A 24907-nucleotide genomic window follows, 5' to 3' on the forward strand; every position below is an offset into this window, starting at 1 on the left:
CCTTGTCGCTCATGCAGAATCGCCCGCCTTCATTCTGCAGAGACACATCGGATGTTCGCTCTCGCCAATCAACCGCGCTTCACGCTGACCGTCGACGGCAACCAGAATGAACTCAAGGTGCTTGAGTTCACCGGCAAGGAAGCCATCAGCCAGCCTTACCGCTTTGACCTGGAACTGGTCAGCGAGCGACCGGACATCGAGCTTGAAAGCCTTCTGCATCGTCAGGCTTTTCTGAGTTTTGATGCGCAAGGTTGCGGTGTTCACGGTCAGATTTTTCGGGTTGGTCAAGGCGATTCCGGCCAGCGTCTGACGCATTACCAGGTCAGTCTTGTCCCGCGTCTGACCTACCTTGACCAGCGCATCAATCAGCGAATCTTCCAGCGTAAAAGCGTGCCGGCGATTATTGCGCAAATCCTTGAGGATCATGGCATTCAGGGCAACGCGTTCAGGTTTCAGCTCGGCAGCGAGTACCCCGATCGCGAGTATTGCGTGCAATACGCGGAAAGCGATCTGGCGTTCATCCAGCGCTTGTGCGCCGAGATCGGCATTCACTACCACTTTCAACACAGCCCCGATGGCCATCTGCTGGTGTTCGGTGATGACCAGACGGTTTTTCCTCTGATCGCCGAACCGACGCTTTACTTGCCTGACACCGGAATGGCAGCAGATGCGCCAGCGATCAATCGCTTCAATGTACGACTGGAAGCCCGCACCACGGCGGTAACCCGTCGCGACTACGACTTCCACAAACCGCGACTGCAACTTGAAAGCCGAATCGACAACGGGCAGCTGCCGGCCCTTGAGGATTACCACTTTCCTGGCCAGTTCACGGATCGCGAATACGGCGGGGAGCTGGCTCAGCGAGCGCTTGAACGTCACAGCGCGGACTACCGTCAGGCTGAAGGGCGGGGCGATGAATCTGCTTTGGTCAGCGGGCATTTCCTACACCTGGCCGAGCATCCGCGTCAGGCATGGAATGACCTGTGGCTGATCACCCAAATCGAACACCATGGCCGTCAGCCGCAAGTGCTGGAAGAGATGGCCGAAAGCAACCCGGAAGACTTCCAAGGCTATCGAAATACCTTTCTGGCAGCGCCGTGGGATGTTTCGTTTCGCCCACCGCTGATAGGCAAACCTTCTTGCGCCGGTTATCAAACGGCTGTAGTCACGGGCCCAAGTGACAGCGAGATCCACTGCGACGAGTACGGCCGGGTCAAGGTTCAGCTCGCTTGGGATCGTGACGGGAAGCGCAACGAACATTCCAGTTGCTGGCTGCGCGTGGCCACGGGTTGGGCGCATGACGGCTACGGCATCGCACTGATTCCTCGGGTCGGCATGGAAGTGCTGGTGGGGTTCGTCGATGCCGACGTCGATAAACCGATGGTCATGGGCTGCGTGCCCAATGGCGCCAACTCGACACCACTGAATCTGCCCGCCGACAAAACCCGCAGCATTTTCCGAAGCCAAAGCAGTCCCGGTGGTGGCGGTTACAGCGAATTACGCATCGAGGATCGCAAAGGCGCCGAGGAAATTTTCCTGCGGGCCCAGCGAAACTGGACTCAGCATGTGCTGCAAGACATGCACGTTCAGGTCGGCAACCAGCGCAGTGCAGTCATTGGTGCAAACGATAACCTGCACGTTCATGGTGACAGCCACATCCGCGTCAACAGCCAGACCCTCAAGGCGAGCGGACAATTCCATGCAAGCGCCGGCGAGCAAATCGTCATCGACGGCGGTGCCAGCGTCACGCTTCAGGCGGGCGGGCACTGGATCAACATTGGCCCCGCCGGGATCTTCAGCAGCGTTCCTATTGAACTCGGTGGTGCACCGATGCCGGCAATGGGCGCGCCGAGCAGCCAAAGACAACTCGCTGTACTCACCGTTGCACAGATTCTGAGCCTCAAAAGCGATGCGCCGTTCTGCGAAGAATGTGCGCGCTGCAAGGAGGGTGTCTGTGCCGCCTGATTGCTTGTTGCCCCGCGAATGGCTGGAGCGCCAACCGCTGAAACCTTCGGAACAGTTGTTCGCGATCTTCAGCAATACAAGCTCCGCAGAACCCTTAAAGGCCTGGCAGCGATCGTTCGCCGCTCAAGCACCCAGTCCGATCTGGGCCGACACCGACTATGCCGAGTGGGAACCGGTCATGGCCTACGTCGGAATCGTCGCGGCTGGCAGTGAGTTTCTGGAATGGGTGGCCACGACCGAGTCTTGCGACTGGGGTTGGCTGGCAGTTTCTTCTTCGACCCAAGGCGTGCTGGTCGAGCATTTGCGCAGCCTCACCCAAGTTCTTTTGCCTAATGGCAGCGCGGTGTTTTTCCGTTTCTGGGACGGGCGTTATTTGTTGCCGATTCTGCAGTCTGCCGAGGTCGACGTCGCTCAACTGCTGCCCGTGATGGGGCGTTGCCTGATCAATGGCCAACCGCTCGAAATCGGTGGCGCCGCGCTGAAAACCTCCAGGATTTTTCCATGGTGGGAAGTCTCCGAAACGCTCCTGGAACATCTCGCTGAACAGTCAAACACCACTCGGGTGAACAACTTGCTCAAGTGGCTGAGCGAGGACCGTCCTGATCTTTTCGAAGCGTTTTCCGAAAACGTTTTGCGGCACAAGGTTGCGATCTTTCTGGAAGAGCCGGGCCTGCCGCCAGCACCGAAATCAGCCTTGGTGGATTACCTGATAACGGAGCTGGACTGATGGATCAGATCGTACAAATCGAGCAGGAGCTCGACGGTTTCAAATACACCCTGACGCTCTATCGCGAACAACTTGGAAACTGGTTCAACCGTACTGCCGACAAGCTCAGCCGGGCGACGGACATGCCCTCGCTGATGGGCGTGGAACGGCAGATCAAGCTCGGCAATACCACCAAGTCGGTGAGCAGTGGTGATGACGATTTTATCTCCAGTGTTGCTCAGTGTCCTGCGAGCGGAATTCTGGAGATAGAGAGCAAGTTCGAGTCGGTTTATGACATTCCGCTGGGGAACATCGATGTTGATGTGATTGCCGTTGATGGGGGCGAAAGGACGACGGTCACGCTCGATGAACATGGCAAGGGAGAGTTCGAAGGTAAGCCCGGCAAGTTCTACCGCGTTCATGTCCAGAGTGAAGTTACCCCGAAGCAAGTTGAGGAGCTTTTCTCCTCTTACGACGGCCTGACCAACCAGTTGGAAGACTGGCTGCGCAACGAGTGGAAAGGATTCAAACCGCAGTGGTCGCAGTCGGTTTTTGCCGCGGCGGGTAACGGGATGCTCGCCGGAAGTTGGGCTGCGATCATTGGTGTGTGGGACAGCATCAGCCTGCTGTCGGACGTACTCCAGGATCCCGGCGAGTTCGTTGAACGATTGGGTAGCGGTGCTGATGAGCTGGCCAAACTCGCAAAAACTGCGCCGGACGTGATGGCAAAAGTCCAACTGCTGGCCAGTGATGAAGCAGCACTGTGTTTGCTGCTGCGCACTGCCAGCCTCTGGTTGGAGATGCTGCCGCCCAGCGAGATTGCCGGCAAAACTGCCGAAGCTGTATCAACAGTAGTCGTGCAACTGCTCATCGACATTCTGATCGGGATTGTCCTGACCTTCGCTGGTGCAGGAGCGGGTATTGCTTATCTGGGTATGCGTTTTGCCAGCTACGGCGCCCGCATCGTCAGCGCCGTGCAGGGATTCGTCAAAGCGATCTTCACACTTATCAACAGCTTCATGTCCTACGTCGATCGCTACAAAAAAGTCGCCGCACGGGGTGTCGCGGCCGGTCTGAAAAACGGCCAGATGCAATTGCGTTGGGACGCCAAACGCAACACCACCATCAAGCAAAACGAACACCACGAAGACGTCCCGGTTCAAGCGAAAAACCCCAACGGCGACCCCGCCGATTCCGCCGATAAAACCGCCACCAACAAATGCCCGGTGTCGATGGTCACCGGCGAAGAACTGTTGACCCTCACCGACGGCTCGCTGGACGGCGTCCTGTCCTTCGACTTCACCCGCCTCTATCGCACCAGCGCCGTCGAGATCGATTGCGGACTCGGTTTCGGCTGGAGTCACAGCCTCGCGCACCGGTTGGAAATCGATGGCGATAACATCATCTGGATCGACCACGAAAACCGCCGCACCACCTTTCCACTCCCGACAATCGAACGGCCGGCCATCCACAACAGCCTCTCGCGCGCGGCGATTTTCCTGGGTGAAGAACCCGAAGAAATGATCCTCGCCCAGGCCGGCGAAGACACGCGTTTCTATCACTTCATCAACGGTCGATTGACGACGATCAGCGACGGTTACGACAACCGACTGCGTGTAACACGCGATCGCCAGGAGCGCATCAAGCGCCTCGATAACGGCGCCGGCCGAGCCTTGCTGTTGCGTTATGAACGTAGCCATCTGGTCGCCGTTGATTATCAGGTTTTTGTTCCGTCCGAGACCCTCGATGAGGGTTGGCACACGGAACAGACACTGATCAGTTACCGCTACAACGAGCGCCGTCAACTGATCGAAGCGACCAACGCTGTCGGCGAACGCGAGCGTTACGACTACGACGATCAGCACGTCATCCTGCAGCGGCAACTGGCCGGTGGGGCGAGTTTCTTCTGGGAGTGGGAAAGGTCAGGCAAGGCTGCACGATGCGTCCGACATTGGGCGTCGTTTGCGCAGATGGATGCGCGGTATGTCTGGGATGACGAGGGCAGCGTCACCGTCCGGAACATTGACGGCAGCGAAGAGGTTTACCAGCACGATGATCGGGCGCGGCTGGTGCGCAAGGTCGGGCTCGATGGCGCAGAACACCTCAAGGCGTACGACGATAAAGGCCGGTTGATTGCCGAGCAGGATCCCCACGGCGCCGTCACCGAATACCACTACGACGAAGTCGGACGGCTGGTCGCGCTGATTCCGCCGGAAGACGAACCAACCTCCTACGAGTATCGCAACGGTTTCCTGCATGCGCAGTCCCGCGGCAAAGCCGTCTGGACGTATCGGCGCAATGCCCAGGGCAATGTCACCGAGGCGACCGATCCCGACAGCCATGTCATCCATTATCACTACGATGAAAAAGGTCGTCTGCTGTCGATCCGGTATCCGGATACCAGTCGCCATGTTTTCGTCTGGAACGGTTTGGGCCAACTGGTTGAAGAAACCTTGCCGGACGGTGGTCAGCGGCAGTTTTCCTACGACGCGTTGGGGCGGCGGATTACGGGTCAGGACGAACACGGGGCCGTAACCCGTTACGAGTGGGACGCCGTCGGACGACTGATCCAGACCACGCTTCCCACAGGTGCCACTCGCGCCTTCAGCTACAACGCCTACGGAAAAATCACTGCCGAACGCGACGAACTGGGTCGTGTCACGCGCTACGAATACCTCGACGATTTGCACCTGGTCAGTCGCCGCATCAATGCCGACGGCACGCAGCTGAAGTATCGCTACGACAACGCACAGCTGTTGCTCACGGAAATTGAAAACGAATCCGGCGAAAAATATCGCCTGGACTACACACCCAACGGCTTGATCCGACAAGAAAGCGGATTCGATGGCCAGCGCACGGCGTATGCCTACGACCTCAACGGCCATTTGCTGGAGAAAACCGAGTTCGGCGATGACGGTTCGCAGCGAGTTACCGCTTATGAACGAGACTCGGCAGGGCGTTTGCTGGTCAAGACGCTGCCGGATGGCGTCAAGGTCGAGTACCGCTACGACAGCCTCGGCCGACTGATCAGCGTCGATGACGGTCACGACCACCCGCTGGAGTTCGAGTACGACCAACAGGATCGCTTGATCACCGAGCACCAAGGCTGGGGCACCTTGCGCTATGGCTACGACGCCTGCGGCCAGCTCAACCGCATGCGCCTGCCGGACGGCAGCAAACTCGACTACCACCACGAAAAGGGCGGAGCACTGGCCGCCATCGACCTCAACGGCGCGCGGCTCACCACCCACCAATTCGCCTTCGATCGCGAGCAGCAACGCCAACAAGGTCAACTCACCAGCCAGTACCACTACGACGAACAGGGCCGGTTGCAGGCCCATGCGATCAACCAGTCAACCCAACCGTTGTACATGCGCCACTACAGCTACGCGGTCAACGGCAACCTGGCGACCATCGCTGATAGCCGTCACGGCCAGCGCAGCTATTACTACGACGCGCTCAACCGCCTGACTCGCGTGCGCCACACCCGCGACGACCCGCCGGAAACCTTCGCCCACGACCCGGCTGGCAACCTGATGATGCAGGATCGACCTGGTTTGGCGACCGTTAAAGGTAATCGCCTGCTGATGCAAGGCGACCGGCATTACGAGTACGACGCCTTTGGCAACCTGATCCGCGAACGCCGCGGTACCGCGCAAAAACTTGTCACCGAATACCGCTACGACTGCCAGCACCGATTGGTCGGCGTCACGTCCCCGGACGGCCGCCGCACCAGTTACCGCTACGACGCCTTCGGCCGCCGCATCGCCAAAACCGTCGACGGCCACACCACCGAATTCTTCTGGCAAGGCGACAACCTCGTCGCCGAAAGCAGCCGCGAGCATTACCGAAGCTACGTCTACGAACCGGGCACATTTCGCCCATTGGCCATGCTCGACGGCAAAGGCCCGCGCAAGGCGTGCCCGTTTTACTACCAGCTTGATCACCTGGGTACACCGCAGGAACTGACGGATTTTGGTGGCGAAATCGTCTGGTCGGCGAAGTACAACGCCTACGGAAAAGTCACGCGTCTGGCGTTTGGCGGGGGAGAGGAACTCGAACAACCGCTGCGGTTTCAGGGACAGTACTTCGACGCCGAGAGCGGCCTGCACTACAACCGTCATCGGTACTATGATCCGGAGGTTGGACGGTACCTGACGCCGGACCCGGTCAAGTTGGCGGGTGGGCTGAATCAATACCGGTACGCGCTGAACCCGACGGGCTGGGCTGATCCGTTGGGGTTGAGCGGGAATTGTCCGCAGTCGGATAAGCCTGGGTGTGGGGCGCCGGATGATACGACTGGCGCTAAAGTTGAGGAGGGCGAGCCAGAGCTTCCGAGGCTGACGGGTGATCAGCGGCGTGCACGCATTGATGAGCTGGGTGAAGCGAACGCTTACAGGCGATTGAAGGAAATGGAAGAGTCGATAGATAACGCCCACTTTCTACAAAAGCACGGTGCCCAAACTACCCGTCAATCTCAACTTGAGCGAGTGAGCACGGGTAGAAACCCTACGACTGGAGAGATTGAGTACTATAAAAGAGGGAAAAAGAAGGGGCAGCCTGTCATACCTGGTGCCGCGACCCAGTTCATTAGTCATCGAGATCAATTGAACGCGATATATAGGGCGAAGTTAATATTTAGGCAGAGTGGCTTGATGAATTCTCGCGAGCCTATTGATTTTGGGCGAAAGGTTGGGGGAGGTTACAAGAGGAAAGGGCTGGAGTATGGTGAACAAAATAGGGCTGTTGTCATACTTAATGATGATGGTGACGCGATAACATCTTACACAGAGTTCAAATAATGAAGCCGAAGCCAAGCATGGTTGTTTTGAGAAGCTTGCTTTTCGTATTTGATATTGAAAATACAACGAATGAAGAAAGAGAAGAGATAATAGTTTCCAAGGATGTAAATGACGACAATGAGCTGGCTGAACTGTTCGATATTCTATTGAAGCCCGATTTTCTGGTTTTTCAGCCGCATGAACGTCAAATCTTTATCGACACGTTATCTTATTATCTCGATGCCGGGGACGACTTCGAAGAAGTGTTTACTAGAGTAGATACCTACTTTGATACCGATGTTGAAGATCAGCGTCGATTTATGCAGGTATTGTTGGAGCGTTTGAAGATTTACCACTTTCAAAGTGAAGCAGAGTGAGTTGATGCCTGAGATTATTGAGGGAAGGTGGTCGTTTGACGATTTCAAGCGTTGGACGTGTGGAGAGACGGACGCCGAATTGTTTGATGATGACTACGCGGAAGATCCCGATTCTGTTGATATGAATATTCTAGGAGAGTGCGGAGATGCTGGCATTTTAGAATTGATTTCGAACCCGGATTGCAGGGCTCGGTCTTATTTTGCCGATCTCCTAGCGTTAAGTTTGTGTAACGTATTTCGATCCGGCCGGGATTTACCATTTCATTTCTCTCGATTTCTTGGAATCAAGGCGCTGGACGAGTACATGCTTGAGGTTCATGAGGTGGCGACGCGTGTTTATGAAAAATGTTTGGTGATAGATAGTATGAAAAATATTTCGGATCCTGCTATTCAAGCATTGTACAAACAGATTATGGATTTTCGAAATGATGAAACCAGTTGCGTGTCTGAGCTCTATTTGAACTGCAGGAGAAAAACAGATCTCAGCCTGTTTGAGACTGATGCAGATCGGTGATACGTGCAGATCGGATCCTACGCGTTCTGCAAAAGGATTTTGAGTTTAGACGCTAGCTGTGTTGCTACTTCTATTCATCGATGCGAAATTTTCGGGCAAGGTCGTCGGAGGTTTCCTTCAAGTTTTAGCGGTTTCCATGAACTGGTGGGAAATACGTTCCGTCGATAGTCTCTGGTGGTCACTGAGATTTCAGTGATGGGGTGTAGGAACCCTTGAAGACTAGAGAGGACGCTTTGGCGTCGACACCTGAATTGCGGCCGTAAACGTGCTTCCGTAAGATCAGTTGCGGCGGCTGTGCGCGGGCACGCTTCGGTGTGGTCGAGTTCTCTGGTCTCGATATTCCTACCCCGCGTATAGCTGCCACCCAAGCCTGTAGGAAGGCTGATGGTAGCTTCACTTTTACCAGAGGCTTAAAAAATGAAAAATTTTCATCCAGATCCACCCTACGAAAAACCAACCCCCTACCCCGAAAACCGCTTCAAACCCCTCACTAGCAACTGCGACGACATGCCGACGCTGTTCTTCGACACCCAAGCGCCGCTGTATGTACTGAACGACGCCGCTGTATTCCGGATCAAAGCCGTCACCCAAGTGCTGGAAAACCTCGGCATGCGCGGTTCGATCGAGTGCGAGTCGTTCATCCTCAGTGATTTTGCGTTGCTCTGTGCCATTCCTTTGCGCGATGGCTGTGACCTGCTGGATACAATCAGGCAGCGGTTGCGGGCGCAGTCGCCCGATTAGCGTGAGCCGGCCTGAGGATCGTTCCCGCGCTCTGCGTGGGAACGATTACCAAGGATGCCAGACGACCTGAAGGATATTTTTGCTAATGGGATTTCCAGAGTCTTGAACAAAGAGTTTCCCGAGCTGCACGATTTTTTCGGTGCGTACTTTCATCAGGATTGGACGGTTGAGCACGAGACGACTGAACAAGTGATTGATGCTTTTTTAGCTGACTCCGAGCCCAGGGAGCTAGTGTTGGTTCGGAAAGAGCTCAATTTTCTGCTTGATCAACGGAAGGAAGAAGTGGAGTTAAGGGCGTACCTATTGAAGAACCTGAGCTGTTACTACTGCTACTGGAACGTGTGGGCATCAGGCGAGTTATGGTTGCGCCATATTGCTAGCAAACTGAATAGTACAACTTGATAAAAAACACGAACCCTCAGCTGATTGCTCGCTATTTATGCGGCCGATAGATTTAATGACCGCTTCGCGCTCAATTCGCGGGCAAGCCTCGCTCCTACAGGATTGGGGTCGTTCATATTTTTGGCGGCATACCTCGATTCTGTAGGAGCGAGGCTTGCCCGCGAAGGCGGTATTACAGGCTGCGAAATTTCCGGGCAAGGTCGTCGGAAGTTTCCTTCAAGTTTTAGCGGTTTGCATGAACTGGTGCGCTTTGAGCCACACCGATAGTCTTTGGGCAGTCACTGCAAATTCAGTGACAGGGTGTGGAAGCCCTTCTATCGTTAGGCGCGTCAAGCGCCACCAGGTCGGCGTTTTTTATCGTCTGTGTTTTATGGTGGCTGTGCGCGGGGCGCTTTCGAGTGCGCCGAGTGCCTAACGTCTCGGTCTTCCACACCTGCGTACAGCCGCCACCCATTGCGTGGAAGTGATTGCTGGCGGTCCAATTTCATACGTTAGGAATCAGACTGATGACAAATCTTCACCCCGATCCACCCTACGAAAAACCAGTTCCTCCACCCAAAAGCCGCTTCATGGCACGGATCAGCAATTGCGACGACATGCCCACCCTGTTCGTCGATACCCTCGCACCACTCGACGTTTTATACGACGCGGCCAGCTATCGAATCCGCGCCGTCACCCAAGTAATGGAAAACCTGTCGATGCGTGGCTCGATCGAATGTCAGTCTTTCATCCTTAGTGACTTTGCATTGCTCTGCGCCATTCCGTTGCGGGATGGGTGTGATGTGCTGGATGTGCTGGGGCGGCGGTTGAAAGCGCGGCGTTCGGAGTAGCGCCGGACGCTGTTGTGGCGAGGGAGCTTGCTCCCGCTGGGCTGCGAAGCGGCCCCAAAACGTGCAACCCGGTTCTGTCGGTTACACCGAGGTGCTTGGTTTTGGGGCTGCTCCACAGCCCAACGGGGGTAAACCCCCTCGCCACAGGGTTTGTGTGGTGTCACTGCCCGCTCGGCTGTGAAGCCCTGACGTTCGCGTCGGTACAAGGTAAACTTCCCGGCCTTCGCAGGAGCAATCATGAATTATCGTCACGCCTTCCATGCCGGCAATCACGCCGATGTGTTCAAACACCTGACCTTGACCCGCCTCATCGCCCTGATGTCGCGCAAGGAGCAGCCGTTTGCCTATCTCGACACTCACGCCGGCATTGGTCTGTATGACCTGCAGGGTGATCAGGCGAGCCGCACCGGGGAGTACCTGGAAGGCATCGCACGGTTGTGGGATCAGCCGGATCTGCCGGCGTTGACCGCCGATTACATGAAGGTGCTGCATGACATGAACCCGGATGGCCAGTTGCGCTACTACCCGGGTTCGCCGGAGCTGGCGCGGCGTCTGACGCGGCCGCAGGATCGGGTGATGCTCAACGAGAAGCATCCGGAAGACGGTGTGTTGCTCAAGGACAATATGGCCGGCGATCGTCGGGTGAAGGTTCACTTGGGCGAAGGCTGGCATGTGCCGCGGGCGATGTTGCCGGTGCAGGAGAAGCGGGCGGTGATGTTGATCGATCCGCCGTTTGAACAGCTGGATGAAATGCAGCGTTGTGCGGCGGCGCTGAAAGAGGCGGTTGGCCGGATGCGCCAAACCGTGGCGGCGATCTGGTACCCGGTGAAGGACCAGCGCATGTTGCGTCGTTTCTATCAGGATCTGGCGGGGTCGGGCGCGCCGAAGTTGTTGCGGGTGGAGTTGCTGGTGCATCCGCTGGACACGCCGAACAGTCTGAACGGGTCGGGGTTGGCGATTGCGAATCCGCCGTGGGGGCTGGAAGAGGAGTTGCGTGAGTTGCTGCCGTGGTTGTCCAAGAAGCTTGGGCAAACGCAGGGTGGGTGGCAGATGGATTGGTTGATTGCTGAGAGTTGATGGCTGATCAGATGGATTGATGGCGTCTGATCGGACGCCTTCGCGGGCAAGCCTTGCTCCTACAGGGATCTATGTCTGAGCACAATTTTGTGATTGACGTAGATCCCTGTAGGAGCAAGGCTTGCCCGCGAAGCTTTTCAGGACCCGAGATTTAGATCGGGCAGGTCACGCCCGTACCACCAATCCCGCAATACCCTTCTGGATTCTTGGCCAGATACTGCTGGTGATAGGCCTCGGCGAAGTAGAACGTCGGGGCTTCTTCGATTTCAGTTGTGATGGTGCCTTTACCCGCCTTGGTCAGTTCAGCCTGGAACACTTGCTCGCTGTGTTTGGCGGCGGCCAGCTGAGTCGGGCTGGTGGCGTAGACCACCGAGCGATACTGAGTGCCGATGTCATTGCCCTGGCGCATGCCCTGGGTCGGGTTGTGCAATTCCCAGAACATTTTCAGCAGCTCTTCATAGCTGACTTTCGCCGGCTCGTAGACCACCAACACCACTTCGCTGTGGCCGGTCAGGCCCGAGCAGACTTCTTCATAGGTCGGGTTTGGCGTAAAGCCGCCGGCGTAACCCACTGCCGTACTGACCACACCTTCGCGCTGCCAGAACTTGCGCTCCGCACCCCAGAAGCAACCCAGACCGAAGATCGCAAAATCCACGTCCATGGCAAACGGGCCCAGCAGCGGGGCGTCGTGGACGAAGTGTTTTTCCGGCACGGTCATCGGGGTTTCGCGGCCAGGCAGAGCTTGTTCTTTAGTAGGGAGCACGTTTTTGTTCACCAGAATTTCCGAGCGCAGAACCATTAGCAGTCCCCTCAGTCAGGTTGAAATTGTCAGACACGCAGTTTGCCCGAGTGCAACGCCGCTGTCAGGCGATTGGGCCACGCGGGTAGCGCTTGAGCTTTTCGATCAGCTCGGAGCCCGGGATCGGTCGGTCGAACAGGTAGCCCTGGCCGACGTCGCAGCGGTGACGCCTCAAAAACGCAAGCTGCTCGGCCGTCTCGATGCCTTCAGCCACGACCTTGATTTTCAGGTTGTGGGCCATGGCGATCACCGCGGAGGTGATTTCCATGTCGTCCTGGTTGTCCGGGATTTCGTGAATGAAGCTTCGATCAATCTTAATGATGTCGATCGGGAATTTTTTCAAGTAACTAAGCGACGAGTAACCGGTGCCGAAGTCGTCCATGGCCAGGGTCAGACCCAGACGCTTGAGCTGGTCGAGCTGCAAGTGGGTGTCTTCGGTGGCTTCCAGCAGCAGGCCTTCGGTCAGTTCCAGCTCCAGCAGGTTCGCCGGCAGCGCTTCTTCCTTGAGAATGTTGGCGATCGACGACACCAGGTCCGGGTCGGAGAACTGCTTGGGTGACAGGTTGATCGCCACTTGCAGGTTGCCCAGCCCCGCAGCCGTCAGTTCTTTACTCATGCGGCACGCCTGGCGCGCGATCCATTTGCCGATCGGAATGATCAGCCCGGTTTCTTCGGCGACGCTGATGAACTGGTCCGGACGGATCATGCCTTTTTCCGGATGATTCCAGCGCAGCAGCGCCTCCATGCCGAGCAGGCGACCGCTGCGCAGACACAGCTTGGGCTGATAGAAGACGTCCAGCTCGTTTTGCGTCAGGGCGCGTCGCAGGTTGTTCTCGACGAACAGTTTGTAGCTGGCTTCGGCGTTCAGTGCTTCGGTGAACACCTGAACCTGGTGTTTGCCGTTGGCCTTGGCCTTGTGCAGCGCGAGCCCGGCGTTACGCATCAGGGTTTGTGGATCGCGGCCGTGCAGTGGCGCGCAGGCCAGGCCGACGGAGCCGGTGACGCTGATCAACTGGTTGTCGACGAACATCGGTTTGTCGAGGGTCGCCAACAGTTGATTGGCGACTTGCTGGCCCATCGCGAGATCGGTGTTGTCCAGCAGCACGGCGAATTCGTTACTGGCGAAACGCGCCAGGCTGCCGCTCGGGATCAGGCTGTTGCGCAGGCGGCGGGCCAGGCTGATCAGCAGCTTGTCGCCGGTCTGGTGGCCGAGGCTGTCGTTGATCCGCTTGAAGTTGTCGATGTCCACCAGCAACAGGCTGATCGGTGTATCGCTGTCTCGGGCGAAGCGTTCATCGAGGTTGCGGATAAACGCGGGTCGGTTGCCGAGGTTGGTCAGGTTGTCGGTGTAGGCCAGGCGCTCGATGCGCTGCTGGGCGAGTTTGGTGTGGGTGATGTCTTCGTAGATGCCGATGTAATGCGTCAGCTCGCGGTTGTCGCCGTAGACCTTGGAGATCGACAACTGGCCCCAGTAGGGTTCGAGGTTTTTGCGGCGGCTTTTGAATTCGCCCTGCCAGCTGTTGCTCTTGGCCAGCGCCGAGGGCGCGTCGAACAGCAGTTCGCTGAGGTTTTCCAGGGCCGGCAGTTCCGACAGCCGCTGGCCATGGACTTCTTCGGTGCTGTACTGGGTGATCGCGGTGAAGCTCGGGTTGACGTATTCCACCACGCCGTCGCAATTGACCAGCAAAAAGGCGTTGGCACTTTGCTCGACCGCACGCTGGAACAGGTGCAGGGCGCTGGTGGCGGTGCGGCGTTTGTGGTTGTTGATGACCTGGGCGAACTGGTCGGCCAGCTCGCCAGCGAAGGCGATTTCATCGGATTGCCAGGCGCGGGTCGCACCCGTTTGTTCCAGGCAGAGCACGCCGACCACCTGGCCATCGACACGAATGCTGGCGTCGAGCATCGCGTTCACATCGCGCAGGCGCAGGCTCTCGGCCATTTCCCGGGTGCGTGGGTCACGAATCGCATTATGGGCATCGATCGCACGGCTGCCGTGCAGCGCATCCATGTAATCGGGGAAACTGCTGACGTCGATCAGCTCCGGCAACGCGTATTCCTGGGTCGCGCGGTGATACGCCGAGATCGGCACCAACATCGAACCTTCGAGGTTCCACAGGCTGGCGCAGTCGATTTCGTAGATGTCACAGGCACTGCGGGTGATCAGTTCAGCGGCTTCTTGCAGGGAATTGCCGGTGCTGTAGCGCTGGCGGGTCAGCAGCAGGATCAGGTCTTGCTGGGCGCGCACGCGATCCAGGTGCAGGAGTTGCTCCTGTTGGGCGCGCTGATTGAGTTCAAGAGCGATCTGCAGGCGTGAGTTCTGGGTTTCCAGGTCCAGCGCCGGCAGCAGCGGTTCGCCCTCGAACAGACCGTCGACCACCAGCAGGTAGCCGCGCAGCAGATGCCGATTGTGTTGTTTGTAGGCTTCGCCCATTTCCAGCAGGGTCAAGGTGCCTGCGGCGGTGTGCAGGGTGTAGCGAATCAGGTAATGCGGGCTATCGGTGAGTTGCTGCTGGACAGCATCGTGCAGCTCATAGCGCGCTTCGGGCTCCATCAGGCTGGCGTAGGGCGAGCCGACCAGGGCACAGAGCTCCACCGCCGGCAGGCCGAACTGTCGCTCGCAATTGGGATCGAGAAACAGCAGCGCCCAGCTTGGTTCATTCAGCCGTTCGAAACGCAGCATGCCGAGCCGCGAGGGCACAGGCAACTGCGTCACTACCTCGGCCACCATACGGCTGGCGGCATCGGGTTGGCTCTTCATATGGAGGGAAACTCGCTTCGAATGTGCTGATCGCGCCGGGCTCTCGCCCTCTTTACTGTTGCCTGCGGCAAGGTTGCATCATTGCGACACCGACTGACAAGAGACATGAAGGCCAAGTGCTATAAGAATATGTCGGCAGACGTGAACATTTCTTCAATCAGCGCTCAAAATCAATGCATTTGACCTTCTCGCGCTTAACGGAGCGTTATGTTCACCGTTTGCAGCGGCTTGCCTTCCCGGTCGTGATAACTGACGCGAATCCGCTCTGACTCTACGATCAGATGGGCAAAGTTGTCCTGGCTGATCACCTCGCTGGTCAGATCATGCCGATAATCTCCCGCCGCTGTCCGGGCGAGCGGTTGATCGAGGATGAAGGTGGAGGCCTTGGCGTAGGGCAGCAGTTTGCTGTTGCACAACGGCGACGAGACGATGGTGTGAACCTCGAAATCCGGGTCTTCGCTATGTGTCAGCCGGCTGGTGAGGGAGCCGTGCACATCGCCGGACACGAAGAAGACGTTCTTGATGCGGTGTGTGCGAATAGTCTCCAGCAACCGTAGGCGTTGTTCCGGAAAGGCTTGCCAGGCGTCATCGCCCAAGCGTTTGCGGTCGGGATAAAACATCACACTGGTGACCACGAACTTGACCCGGGCCGGACTGTGGATCAGCCAGTTGCACAAGGCTGTTTCCTGCTCTTCGTCGAGGATCCGCCGGTCGCTGGCCGATAGATTGCGCCGGGTTCGGCTGTCGGTGACAAACCACTCGATATCACCGTGGGTGAATTGATACCAATAGCGCGTCAGGTGTCGATCGATGTTTCCATCTTCCAGCAACTCACGGGCCGGGCTGTGGCTGGCTTGATATAACTCATAGGCGGCGATGGCATTGTTATAGAGATGGTCGTCGTTTTTGTTTTTATTGGCGGGCCAGTTGTCTTCGGTTTCATGGTCGTCGAGGATCATGTAAGTCGGCGTGCCGGACATCAACTTCGCAATATGAGGCTGGGAAAAAGCGGTGCGGTACTTACTGAGTATTTCCTTGTATTCCCGATCAGGGGCGATGATGTTCAAGTCATCGATATAAACCTGGTCGCCAGTCATCAACAGGGCGCTGATGGGCGTTTCGGCGCGCTGCGCCAGGTGGGTGATGGAGGCAAAGATCCGGTCGCCCAGATGCGGGAGCGAAGGCGCGCCGACTGTCATCCGCAGGTAGCGGCACGAGCCGACGATGTAAGCCCGTGGCACCGCGGGATTACTGGACGGGGTGCTGAAACGGTAGACAGCCCGGGGCCATTGCAACGGCAGTTCCTGAATCGTCTCCACGGTGTGCACCGGGCTCATGGGGCTGAACCAGCCCGCCTGGTATTCGTACTCGGTATCGGCGGCGAGGCCGTTGAGCGCAAAGACGTCGCACATGTCTTGCGCGCTTGTCAGTTGAATGAAAATTCCTTTCGACCAAGGCGTGTCGCCCCTACGTCGATAACGAACTCCACCAAATACCAACGTGTCTTCTTGAAGTTCTCCACGTAAAAAGATACGTGCGTGATGAGCTGTAGTGTGGCCAATAATCGGGCCGACTGTAGGTTTAAACATATTCGAATCCATTCGAAGGAGTACTAACTAATCAAGTAAGTTTGCTTAACTTTGCGTCAGTTGTTTGTGTAACTAAGCCTAGTGGGTGGCCGGAAAAAAATATCGTGCCGAAGTGGATTCAAGTTGTGGGTGAACTCAGCCACGAGCGTAGGAAAGAGACTTTCTTCAGGGCAAAAAAAGCCCCGCCCAATTGGCGGGGTTGAGGTACGAGCGTGGCGCTCGGAAAACGTGGAGCGCGACAGGCCCTCCGGTGAAGGAGGGCCGGCCGGTGTTACAGCAAGATGGTGCGGATGTCCGCCAGCAGGTCGCTCAGACGCTTGGTGAAGCGTGCAGCGGCGGCGCCGTTGATCACACGGTGATCGTAGGACAGCGACAGTGGCAGCATCAGTTTCGGCTGGAAGGCTTTGCCGTCCCAGACTGGCTGGATGGTTGCCTTGGAAACACCGAGGATCGCCACTTCCGGCGCGTTGACGATCGGCGTGAAGCCGGTGCCGCCAATGTGGCCGAGGCTGGAAATGGTGAAGCAGGCGCCCTGCATGTCGTCAGCGGTGAGCTTCTTGTCGCGGGCCTTGGCGGCCAGCACAGCCGCCTCAGCCGCAAGCTGCAGCAGGCTTTTCTGGTCGACGTTCTTGATGACCGGTACCAGCAGGCCATCTGGCGTGTCGACGGCGAAGCCGATGTTCACGTACTTCTTGCGGATAATCGCCTTGCCGCTTGGTGCCAGCGAACTGTTGAAGTCCGGCAGTTCCTTGAGCAGGTGCGCGCAGGATTTGAGCAGCAGCGGCAGGATGGTCAGCTTGACGCCGGCCTTCTCTGCAACGGCTTTCTGAGCGATACGGAACGCTTCCAGCTCGGTGATATCAGCCGAATCGAACTGAGTCACGTGCGGAATGTTCAGCCAGCTGCGGTGCAGGCTCGACGCGCCGATCTGCATCAGGCGAGTCATCGGCACTTCTTCGGTTTCACCGAAGCGGCTGAAGTCCACGACCGGAATCGGCGGGATGCCCGCGCCACCGGTTGCGCCTGCCGCAGCGGCCGGTGCTTCCTTGGCCTTCTGCATCATGGCTTTGACGTAAACCTGCACGTCTTCCTTCAGGATGCGACCGTGCGGACCGCTGGCGCCAACGGCGCTCAGCTCGACGCCGAACTCGCGAGCCAGTTGGCGTACCGCCGGGCCTGCGTGAACCTTGGCGCCTGGCTTGGCCGGTGCGGCAGCCGGTGCGGTCGGTGCCGGAGCAGCAGGCGCAGCGGCGGCCGGGGCAGGAGCGCTCGGTGCAGCAGCAGCGGCTGGAGCTGGAGCAGCGGCCGGAGCAGCGCCTTTGACTTTCAGCTTCAGGATCAGGTCGCCAGTACCGACTTCGTCATCCAGCTTGATGGAAACGCTTTCCACCACGCCAGCGGCAGGCGATGGAATTTCCATGCTCGCCTTGTCGGATTCCAGGGTGATCAGCGACTGGTCGGCAGTGACGGTGTCGCCAGCCTTGACCAGCACTTCGATGATCTTGGCCTTGCCGGCCGAACCGATGTCCGGAACGTGAATGTCCTGAACGCTGTCGGCAACCGGTGCAGCCGGAGCGGCAGCGGCTGGCGCCGGAGCAGCGGCCGCAGGTGCAGCCGCCTGAGCTGGCGCAGCAGCAGGGGCCGCAGCACCTGCCACTTCCAGATCCAGGATCAGGTCGCCAGTGCCGACTTCGTCGTTGAGCTTGACGCTGATGCTCTTGACCACGCCAGCAGCAGGCGATGGGATTTCCATGCTGGCCTTGTCGGATTCCAGGGTGATCAGCGACTGATCAGCAGCGACGGTGTCGCCAACCTTGACCTGGATCTCGATGATCTGAGCCTTGCCCGCCGAACCGATGTCCGGCACGTGCACTTGCTGAACCGAAGCGGCAGCAGGCGCAGCAGCAGGAGCTGGAGCTGCAGCCGGTTTGGCTTCAGCCTTGGCCGCCGGCGCAGCGGCAGCCGCAGGGGCCGCAGCAGCGGCACCTTCGACTTCCAGCTCCAGCAGTTCATCGCCTTCTTTCAGACGATCGCCCAGCTTCACTTTCAGGCTCTTGATGATACCGGCCTTCGGCGCAGGCACTTCCATGCTCGCCTTGTCCGATTCCAGCGTCAGGATGCTCTGGTCGGCTTCGATACGGTCGCCGACCTTCACAAACAGTTCAATTACTTCACCTTCACCGCTGCCGATGTCAGGTACGCGAATGAGTTCGCTCACAGAGTGTCTCCTCAGCAGTCCAGTGGGTTGCGTTTTTCCGGGTCGATACCGAACTTGGCGATAGCTTCAGCCACCACTTTAGGCTCGATGTCGCCACGGTCAGCCAATGCTTCCAGGGCTGCCAACACCACGAAATGACGATCGACTTCGAAGAAGTGACGCAGCTTCTTGCGGCTGTCACTGCGGCCGAAACCGTCGGTGCCCAGGACTTTGAATTCCTTGGACGGTACCCACTGACGAATTTGCTCTGCGAACAGTTTCATGTAGTCGGTAGACGCGATGACCGGACCTTGACGGCCGTTCAGGCACTCTTCGACGTAGCTCAGTTTAGGCTTCTGGCCAGGGTGCAGACGGTTGGTGCGCTCAACGGCCAGGCCATCGCGACGCAGTTCGTTGAAGCTGGTAACGCTCCACACGTCGGCGCCGACGTTGAACTGTTCACGCAGGATCTTCGCCGCTTCACGGACTTCACGCAGGATGGTGCCGGAGCCCATCAGTTGAACGTGGTGCGCCGCTTCGCGGGTGTCTTCTTCGAGCAGGTACATGCCCTTGATGATGCCTTCCTCGACACCGGCCGGCATGGCTGGCTGCTGGTAAGACTCGTTCATCACGGTGATGTAGTAGAAAACGTCCTGCTGCTCTTCGGTCATCTTCTTCATGCCGTCCTGAATGATCACCGCCAGCTCGTAGCCGTAGGTTGGATCAAAGGTGCGGCAGTTCGGGATGGTGGCAGCCAGGATGTGGCTGTGACCGTCTTCGTGTTGCAGGCCTTCGCCGTTCAGCGTGGTCCGGCCGGCGGTGCCGCCGATCAGGAAGCCACGGGTACGGCTGTCGCCGGCAGCCCAGGCCAGGTCGCCGATACGCTGGAAGCCGAACATCGAGTAGAAAATGTAGAACGGCAGCATTGGCTGGTTGTGGCTGGAGTACGAAGTACCGGCAGCGATGAAGGAGCTCATGGCGCCCGCTTCGTTGATGCCTTCTTCGAGGATCTGGCCCTTCTTGTCTTCCTTGTAGAACATCACCTGGTCTTTATCGACTGGCTCGTAGAGCTGGCCGACGGAGGAGTAGATGCCCAACTGACGGAACATGCCTTCCATACCGAAGGTACGGGCTTCGTCCGGGATGATCGGAACGATGCGCGGACCGATTTCCTTGTCCTTGACCAGTTGCGCGAGGATCCGCACGAACGCCATGGTGGTGGAAATTTCACGGTCGCCCGAACCATCAAGAATGGCCTTGAGGGTGTCCAGCGATGGGGTCGGAATGTTGAAACTCTGCGCGCGACGCTGTGGTACGAAACCGCCCAATGCAGTGCGACGCTCGCTCAAATAACGGGCTTCGGCGCTGTTTGGTTCTGGTTTGAAGAACGGCAGGTTTTCCAGCTCGTCGTCGCGCACTGGAATGTCGAAACGATCGCGGAACAACTTCAGGCTCTCGACATCGACTTTCTTGGTGTTGTGCGCGGTGTTTTTCGCTTCGCCGGCACCGGTGCCATAACCCTTGATGGTCTTGGCCAGGATGACGGTGGGTTGTTCTTTGTGGTTGACCGCTTCGTGGTACGCCGCGTAGACCTTGTACGGGTCGTGGCCGCCACGGTTGAGTTTCCAGATCTCGTCGTCGGACAGATCAGCAACCATCGCCTTGAGTTCTGGCGAGTTGAAGAAGTGTTCACGCACGAACGCGCCGTCTTTGGCCTTGTAGTTCTGGTATTCGCCGTCGATGACTTCGTCCATGCGACGTTGCAGGATACCGTCGACGTCTTTGGCCAACAGTGGGTCCCAGAAACGGCCCCAGATGACTTTGGTCACGTTCCACTGAGCACCGCGGAACACGCCTTCGAGTTCCTGGATGATCTTGCCGTTGCCGCGAACCGGGCCGTCGAGGCGCTGCAGGTTGCAGTTGATGACGAAGATCAGGTTGTCGAGCTTCTCGCGGCCAGCCAGCGAGATCGCGCCCAGGGATTCCGGCTCGTCGCACTCGCCGTCGCCCAGGAAGCACCAGACTTTCTGCTTGCCTTCCGGGATGAAACCACGGGCTTCCAGGTACTTCATGAAGCGTGCCTGGTAGATCGCCTGGATCGGGCCCAGACCCATGGATACGGTCGGGAACTGCCAGAAGTCAGGCATCAGCCAAGGGTGCGGGTAGGACGACAGGCCCTGACCGTCGACTTCCTGGCGGAAGTTGTTCATCTGGTCTTCGGTGATGCGGCCTTCCATGAACGCACGGGCGTAAACGCCTGGCGAGGTGTGGCCCTGGAAGTAGATCAGGTCGCCGCCGTGTTCGTCGGTCGGGGCCTGGAAGAAATAGTTGAAGCCGATGTCGTACAGGGTTGCGCTGGAGGCGAAGCTGGAGATGTGACCGCCCAGGTCAGAATCTTTCAGGTTCGTACGCATCACCATGGCCATCGCGTTCCAGCGTACCAGCGAGCGAATGCGGCGTTCCATGAACAGGTCGCCAGGCATGCGTGCTTCGTGGGTAACGGGAATGGTGTTGCGGTATGGCGTGGTGATGGCGTAAGGCAATTGCGAACCGCTGCGGGTTGCGAGTTCGCCCATACGGGTCATCAGATAGTGAGCACGGTCTTCGCCTTCTTTGTCGAGAACCGATTCCAGGGCGTCCAGCCATTCCTGGGTTTCGACGGGATCGAGGTCTTGCATGGCTTGCTCCAGGGCGGAAAGGCTTCCAGAATCGGTTGCCTGAGTTTGCGACTGGCCTTGTGGGCAGACGATATAAATTCTTGGATTGCCGAGAGGTAGGTTCCGGCGACGTGTAGTTTTACTACAAATCATCGGGCATTTCAGCCTTTCGAATGTATAGACGAGTAGTAAAACTACAGATGAGCGGCTTGTGGCCTCCGGCTGCGTTGTGAGAATAATCGTTAAGGTTGTTCTTTTGCCAACCAAAAAAGGTGAGGACTGGATGGTCGCTGCTAAAAATAAACAAATTTCAGCTATTTCTAACCTTTGTTTGACAGTCGATCACGTAGTGCCTTTTGCCGAATCACTACATGCAGCCCTCTACACGCCGATCAAGGATAGTCCATGAGCCTCCCTTCGCTTGCCGAGCTGCCCGGCATTCTCCTGCCGTTTGTCACCCGTGCCGAACAGTCGTTCCGTGCGGCCGTCGAGGCGCTCGATGATGATCATGGCCTGTCCGGCTGGACGCCTGAACGCTGGGCGCAATTCGCCCGTGTCACCGCCGCCAGCGACTTCGTGATTGAACAGAGCGTTCGTGACCCTTTGATGTTGCTGGCACTGGTGCAGTCCGGCGAACTGGATCGCGGCTTTGCCCCCGGCGAGTTGTGCGCGCAGATTGCGGCGGCGGTGAATGCCGCGGAGACCGAAGACGAACTCGGTCGCGCCCTGCGTCGCCAGCGCACCCGTCATCAAGTGCGGATCATCTGGCGTGACCTGACCCGTCAGGCCGACCTCATCCAGGCCTGCCGCGACCTCTCGGACATGGCCGATGCCAGCATTGATCAGGGTTATCAGTGGTTGTACTCGCGCCATTGCCAGCAGTTCGGCGTGCCGACCGGTCGGCGCAGCGGCGAGCCGCAGCAGATGGTCATCCTCGGCATGGGCAAGCTCGGCGCGGTTGAGTTGAATCTGTCGTCGGACATCGACCTGATCTTCGCCTACCCCGAGGGCGGCGAAACTGTCGGGGTGAAACGCTCGCTGGATAATCAGGAATTTTTCATCCGTCTCGGCCAGCGCCTGATCAAGGCGCTGGACCCGATGACCGTCGACGGTTTTGTGTTCCGCGTGGACATGCGCCTGCGACCTTACGGTTCGGCCGGGGCGTTGGTGCTGAGCTTCAACGCGCTGGAGCAGTATTACCAGGATCAGGGGCGCGACTGGGAGCGCTACGCGATGATCAAGTCGCGGGTGGTGGCCGGCGATCAAGTGGCGGGCGCGCAACTGCAAGAGATGCTGCGGCCGTTCGTGTACCGGCGTTACCTGGACTTTTCGGCCATCGAAGCGCTGCGCACGATGAAGCAGCTGATACAGCAGGAAGTCAGGCGCAAGGGCATGGCCGACAACATCAAGCTCGGCTCCGGCGGCATCCGCGAAGTCGAGTTTATCGCCCAGGCGTTTCAGCTGATCCACGGCGGCCGCGACCTGAGCCTGCAACAACGTCCTCTATTAAAAGTATTGAGCACCCTGGAAGGTCAGGGTTACCTGCCGCCGGCGGTGATCAGCGAACTGCGCGAAGGCTACGAATTCCTGCGTTACACGGAGCACGCCATTCAGGCGATTGCCGACCGCCAGACCCAGATGTTGCCGGACGGTGCGCAGGATCAGGCGCGTATTGCCTTTATGTTGGGCTTCGCCGATTGGGACGCCTTTCATGAGCGGCTGATGTATTGGCGCGGTCGCGTTGCGTGGCACTTTGGCCAGGTGATCGCCGATCCCGATGAAGAGGACGGGACTGAAAGCGAAGTGGTGGTCGGCGGTGAATGGTTGCCATTGTGGGAAGAAGCGCAGGACGAGGAGGCCGCTTGTCGTCAGTTGGAGGAGGGCGGGTTTGTCGATACCACCAAAGCCCTGAAAGCCTTGGCCGGCCTGCGCAGCAGCCCGCAATTGCGCGCGATGCAGCGTTTGGGGCGCGAACGCCTTGATGCCTTTATTCCACGGTTGCTGGCGCAGGCGGTCGAACACGCCAATCCGGATCTGGTGCTGGAGCGCGTGCTGCCACTGGTGGAGGCTGTTGCGCGGCGTTCCGCTTATCTGGTGCTGCTGACCGAAAACCCCGGCGCGCTGCGACGTTTGCTGACGTTGTGCGCCGCGAGCCCGTGGATTGCCGAACAGATCACTCGTTTCCCGCTGTTGCTCGACGAATTGCTCAACGAAGGCCGGCTGTTCAAGCCGCCCCTGGCGCCGGAGCTGGCGGCTGAGTTGCGCGAGCGCCTGACACGAATTCCCGAGGACGACCTCGAGCAGCAAATGGAAGCCCTGCGCCATTTCAAACTGGCGCACCGCTTGCGCGTCGCCGCGTCGGAAATCGCCGGCAGCCTGCCGTTGATGAAAGTCAGCGATTACCTGACCTGGCTCGCCGAAGCGATCCTCGAACAGGTGCTGGCCCTGGCTTGGCGCCAGACCGTGGCCAAATACGGCACGCCGCTGCGCAGTGACGGTACGCTGTGCGATCCGGGCTTCATCATTGTCGGTTACGGGAAAGTCGGCGGGCTGGAACTGGGGCATGGTTCGGACCTGGACCTGGTGTTCATTCACGACGGCGATCCGCAGGCGGAAACCGACGGCCCGAAACCGATTGACGGTGCGCAATTCTTTACCCGGCTGGGGCAGCGGATCATTCACTTGCTCACGGCCCAGACCAACTCCGGTCAGCTGTATGAAGTGGACATGCGCCTGCGACCGTCCGGTGCTTCCGGTCTTTTGGTGAGTTCGCTCGGGGCGTTTGCCCGTTATCAGGAAAACGAGGCCTGGACCTGGGAACATCAGGCGCTGGTACGGGCGCGGGTGTTGGTGGGCAGCCAGGACGTCGGTCAGGCGTTCGAGAAGGTTCGCGCAGCGATATTGGGCAAGCCGCGAGATTTACCGACCTTGCGTCAGGAGGTCAGCGAGATGCGCGCCAAGATGCGCGACAACCTCGGCAGCAAGAGCACCGCGGCCGGCACCGGGGCGAATGCCTTCGAGGCCACGGCGCCGTTCGATCTCAAGCAGGACGCCGGAGGTATCGTCGATATTGAATTTATGGTGCAATACGCGGCCTTGGCGTGGTCCGAAACACACCCGCCATTGCTGCGCTGGACCGACAATATCCGGATTCTGGAAGAGCTGGAACACGAAGGGCTGATGCCCGCCGAAGACGCCAGCCTGTTGCGTGAGGCCTATAAAGCCTACCGCTCCGCCGCGCACCGGCAGGCCTTGCAGAAGGACGCCGGGGTGATACCGGGTGACCAGTTCGTGGATGAGCGACGGCAGGTGTTGCGGATCTGGAAAGAGCTGGGACTATAGGAGCAAGCTTGCTCGCGATGGTCGTCAACGATAACGCGGCAAACCTGACACCCCGCGGCGTTCTCCGGTCCATCGCGAGCAAGCTAGCTCCTACAGTGGCATTGCATTGTTTTGTAGATTGAGGCAGCTAAGCTGCACCGCACTGGATGTGCACCAATACCCAATGTGGGAG

The 24907-nt window shown here is 58.3% G+C and carries 15 protein-coding genes; 10 read left to right on the top strand and 5 right to left on the bottom strand.

Annotated elements, in window-relative coordinates; translation table 11 throughout:
• Positions 1-51 precede the first annotated feature (51 nt).
• The 9 genes from ACA066_RS02250 to ACA066_RS02290 all read left to right on the top strand — a co-directional run bounded on the left by ACA066_RS02250 (position 52) and on the right by ACA066_RS02290 (position 11393).
• The gene (locus ACA066_RS02250; RefSeq protein WP_497697954.1) at positions 52-1965 is read left to right on the top strand and encodes a type VI secretion system Vgr family protein; all 1914 of its coding nucleotides are present in this window, start codon (positions 52-54) and stop codon (positions 1963-1965) included.
• Positions 1955-2692: a DUF4123 domain-containing protein gene (locus ACA066_RS02255; RefSeq protein ID WP_497697955.1), complete on the top strand. Its 738-nt coding sequence runs from the start codon at positions 1955-1957 to the stop codon at positions 2690-2692. Before ACA066_RS02250 ends, ACA066_RS02255 begins: the two co-directional genes overlap by 11 nt.
• A complete protein-coding gene (locus tag ACA066_RS02260) occupies positions 2692-7473 on the top strand; it encodes an RHS repeat-associated core domain-containing protein (RefSeq protein WP_497697956.1) in 4782 nt (1593 codons plus the stop codon). The genes ACA066_RS02255 and ACA066_RS02260 overlap by 1 nt, the downstream gene beginning before the upstream one ends.
• The gene (locus ACA066_RS02265; protein ID WP_497697957.1) at positions 7473-7829 is read left to right on the top strand and encodes a hypothetical protein; all 357 of its coding nucleotides are present in this window, start codon (positions 7473-7475) and stop codon (positions 7827-7829) included. The genes ACA066_RS02260 and ACA066_RS02265 overlap by 1 nt, the downstream gene beginning before the upstream one ends.
• A gap of 4 nt (positions 7830-7833) precedes the next feature.
• Complete coding sequence (locus tag ACA066_RS02270; RefSeq protein ID WP_497697958.1) at positions 7834-8343, top strand: hypothetical protein; 510 nt, start codon at positions 7834-7836, stop codon at positions 8341-8343.
• Positions 8344-8760: 417 nt separating this feature from the next.
• On the top strand, positions 8761-9084 hold the full coding sequence (locus ACA066_RS02275; protein ID WP_497697959.1) for a hypothetical protein: 324 nt from the start codon (positions 8761-8763) through the stop codon (positions 9082-9084).
• A gap of 54 nt (positions 9085-9138) precedes the next feature.
• A complete protein-coding gene (locus tag ACA066_RS02280) occupies positions 9139-9486 on the top strand; it encodes a contact-dependent growth inhibition system immunity protein (protein WP_497697960.1) in 348 nt (115 codons plus the stop codon).
• Positions 9487-9992: 506 nt separating this feature from the next.
• Positions 9993-10316: a hypothetical protein gene (locus ACA066_RS02285; RefSeq protein WP_497697961.1), complete on the top strand. Its 324-nt coding sequence runs from the start codon at positions 9993-9995 to the stop codon at positions 10314-10316.
• 237 nt (positions 10317-10553) lie between these two features.
• Positions 10554-11393: a 23S rRNA (adenine(2030)-N(6))-methyltransferase RlmJ gene (locus tag ACA066_RS02290; protein WP_145314312.1), complete on the top strand. Its 840-nt coding sequence runs from the start codon at positions 10554-10556 to the stop codon at positions 11391-11393.
• Positions 11394-11544: 151 nt separating this feature from the next.
• Here ACA066_RS02290 and msrA read toward each other — a convergent pair whose 3' ends face one another.
• The 5 genes from msrA to aceE form a co-directional block, all read right to left on the bottom strand.
• Entirely contained in the window at positions 11545-12192 is a 648-nt protein-coding gene (gene msrA / locus ACA066_RS02295) for a peptide-methionine (S)-S-oxide reductase MsrA (protein ID WP_497697962.1), read from the bottom strand.
• A 64-nt stretch (positions 12193-12256) separates the two neighbouring features.
• Positions 12257-14950: a sensor domain-containing phosphodiesterase gene (locus ACA066_RS02300; RefSeq protein ID WP_497697963.1), complete on the bottom strand. Its 2694-nt coding sequence runs from the start codon at positions 14948-14950 to the stop codon at positions 12257-12259.
• Positions 14951-15144: 194 nt separating this feature from the next.
• Positions 15145-16539 carry an alkaline phosphatase D family protein gene (locus ACA066_RS02305; RefSeq protein WP_497697964.1) on the bottom strand — a complete coding sequence of 465 codons (1395 nt, stop codon included), beginning with the start codon at positions 16537-16539 and terminating at the stop codon, positions 15145-15147.
• 271 nt (positions 16540-16810) lie between these two features.
• Entirely contained in the window at positions 16811-18757 is a 1947-nt protein-coding gene (gene aceF, locus ACA066_RS02310; protein WP_497697965.1) for a dihydrolipoyllysine-residue acetyltransferase, read from the bottom strand.
• An 11-nt stretch (positions 18758-18768) separates the two neighbouring features.
• Positions 18769-21414, bottom strand: coding sequence for a pyruvate dehydrogenase (acetyl-transferring), homodimeric type (gene aceE, locus ACA066_RS02315; protein ID WP_497697966.1), 2646 nt, complete (start codon positions 21412-21414; stop codon positions 18769-18771).
• A gap of 384 nt (positions 21415-21798) precedes the next feature.
• Here aceE and glnE point away from each other — a divergent pair, with 384 nt between their 5' ends.
• Positions 21799-24735, top strand: coding sequence for a bifunctional [glutamate--ammonia ligase]-adenylyl-L-tyrosine phosphorylase/[glutamate--ammonia-ligase] adenylyltransferase (glnE, locus tag ACA066_RS02320; protein ID WP_497697967.1), 2937 nt, complete (start codon positions 21799-21801; stop codon positions 24733-24735).
• The last annotated feature ends 172 nt before the right edge of the window (positions 24736-24907 follow it).

It is taken from the genome of Pseudomonas sp. LBUM1651 (genome assembly GCF_059716135.1).

What these genes read in the sequence shown, in the direction of transcription:
- ACA066_RS02250 (WP_497697954.1), top strand. Translation starts at nt 52, where the DNA reads ATGTTCGCTCTCGCCAATCAACCGCGCTTCACGCTGACCGTCGACGGC.
- ACA066_RS02260 (WP_497697956.1), top strand. Translation starts at nt 2,692, where the DNA reads ATGGATCAGATCGTACAAATCGAGCAGGAGCTCGACGGTTTCAAATAC.
- ACA066_RS02265 (WP_497697957.1), top strand. Translation starts at nt 7,473, where the DNA reads ATGAAGCCGAAGCCAAGCATGGTTGTTTTGAGAAGCTTGCTTTTCGTA.
- ACA066_RS02270 (WP_497697958.1), top strand. Translation starts at nt 7,834, where the DNA reads ATGCCTGAGATTATTGAGGGAAGGTGGTCGTTTGACGATTTCAAGCGT.
- ACA066_RS02275 (WP_497697959.1), top strand. Translation starts at nt 8,761, where the DNA reads ATGAAAAATTTTCATCCAGATCCACCCTACGAAAAACCAACCCCCTAC.
- ACA066_RS02280 (WP_497697960.1), top strand. Translation starts at nt 9,139, where the DNA reads ATGCCAGACGACCTGAAGGATATTTTTGCTAATGGGATTTCCAGAGTC.
- ACA066_RS02285 (WP_497697961.1), top strand. Translation starts at nt 9,993, where the DNA reads ATGACAAATCTTCACCCCGATCCACCCTACGAAAAACCAGTTCCTCCA.
- ACA066_RS02290 (WP_145314312.1), top strand. Translation starts at nt 10,554, where the DNA reads ATGAATTATCGTCACGCCTTCCATGCCGGCAATCACGCCGATGTGTTC.
- msrA (WP_497697962.1), bottom strand. Translation starts at nt 12,192, where the DNA reads ATGGTTCTGCGCTCGGAAATTCTGGTGAACAAAAACGTGCTCCCTACT.
- ACA066_RS02300 (WP_497697963.1), bottom strand. Translation starts at nt 14,950, where the DNA reads ATGAAGAGCCAACCCGATGCCGCCAGCCGTATGGTGGCCGAGGTAGTG.
- ACA066_RS02305 (WP_497697964.1), bottom strand. Translation starts at nt 16,539, where the DNA reads ATGTTTAAACCTACAGTCGGCCCGATTATTGGCCACACTACAGCTCAT.
- aceE (WP_497697966.1), bottom strand. Translation starts at nt 21,414, where the DNA reads ATGCAAGACCTCGATCCCGTCGAAACCCAGGAATGGCTGGACGCCCTG.
- glnE (WP_497697967.1), top strand. Translation starts at nt 21,799, where the DNA reads ATGAGCCTCCCTTCGCTTGCCGAGCTGCCCGGCATTCTCCTGCCGTTT.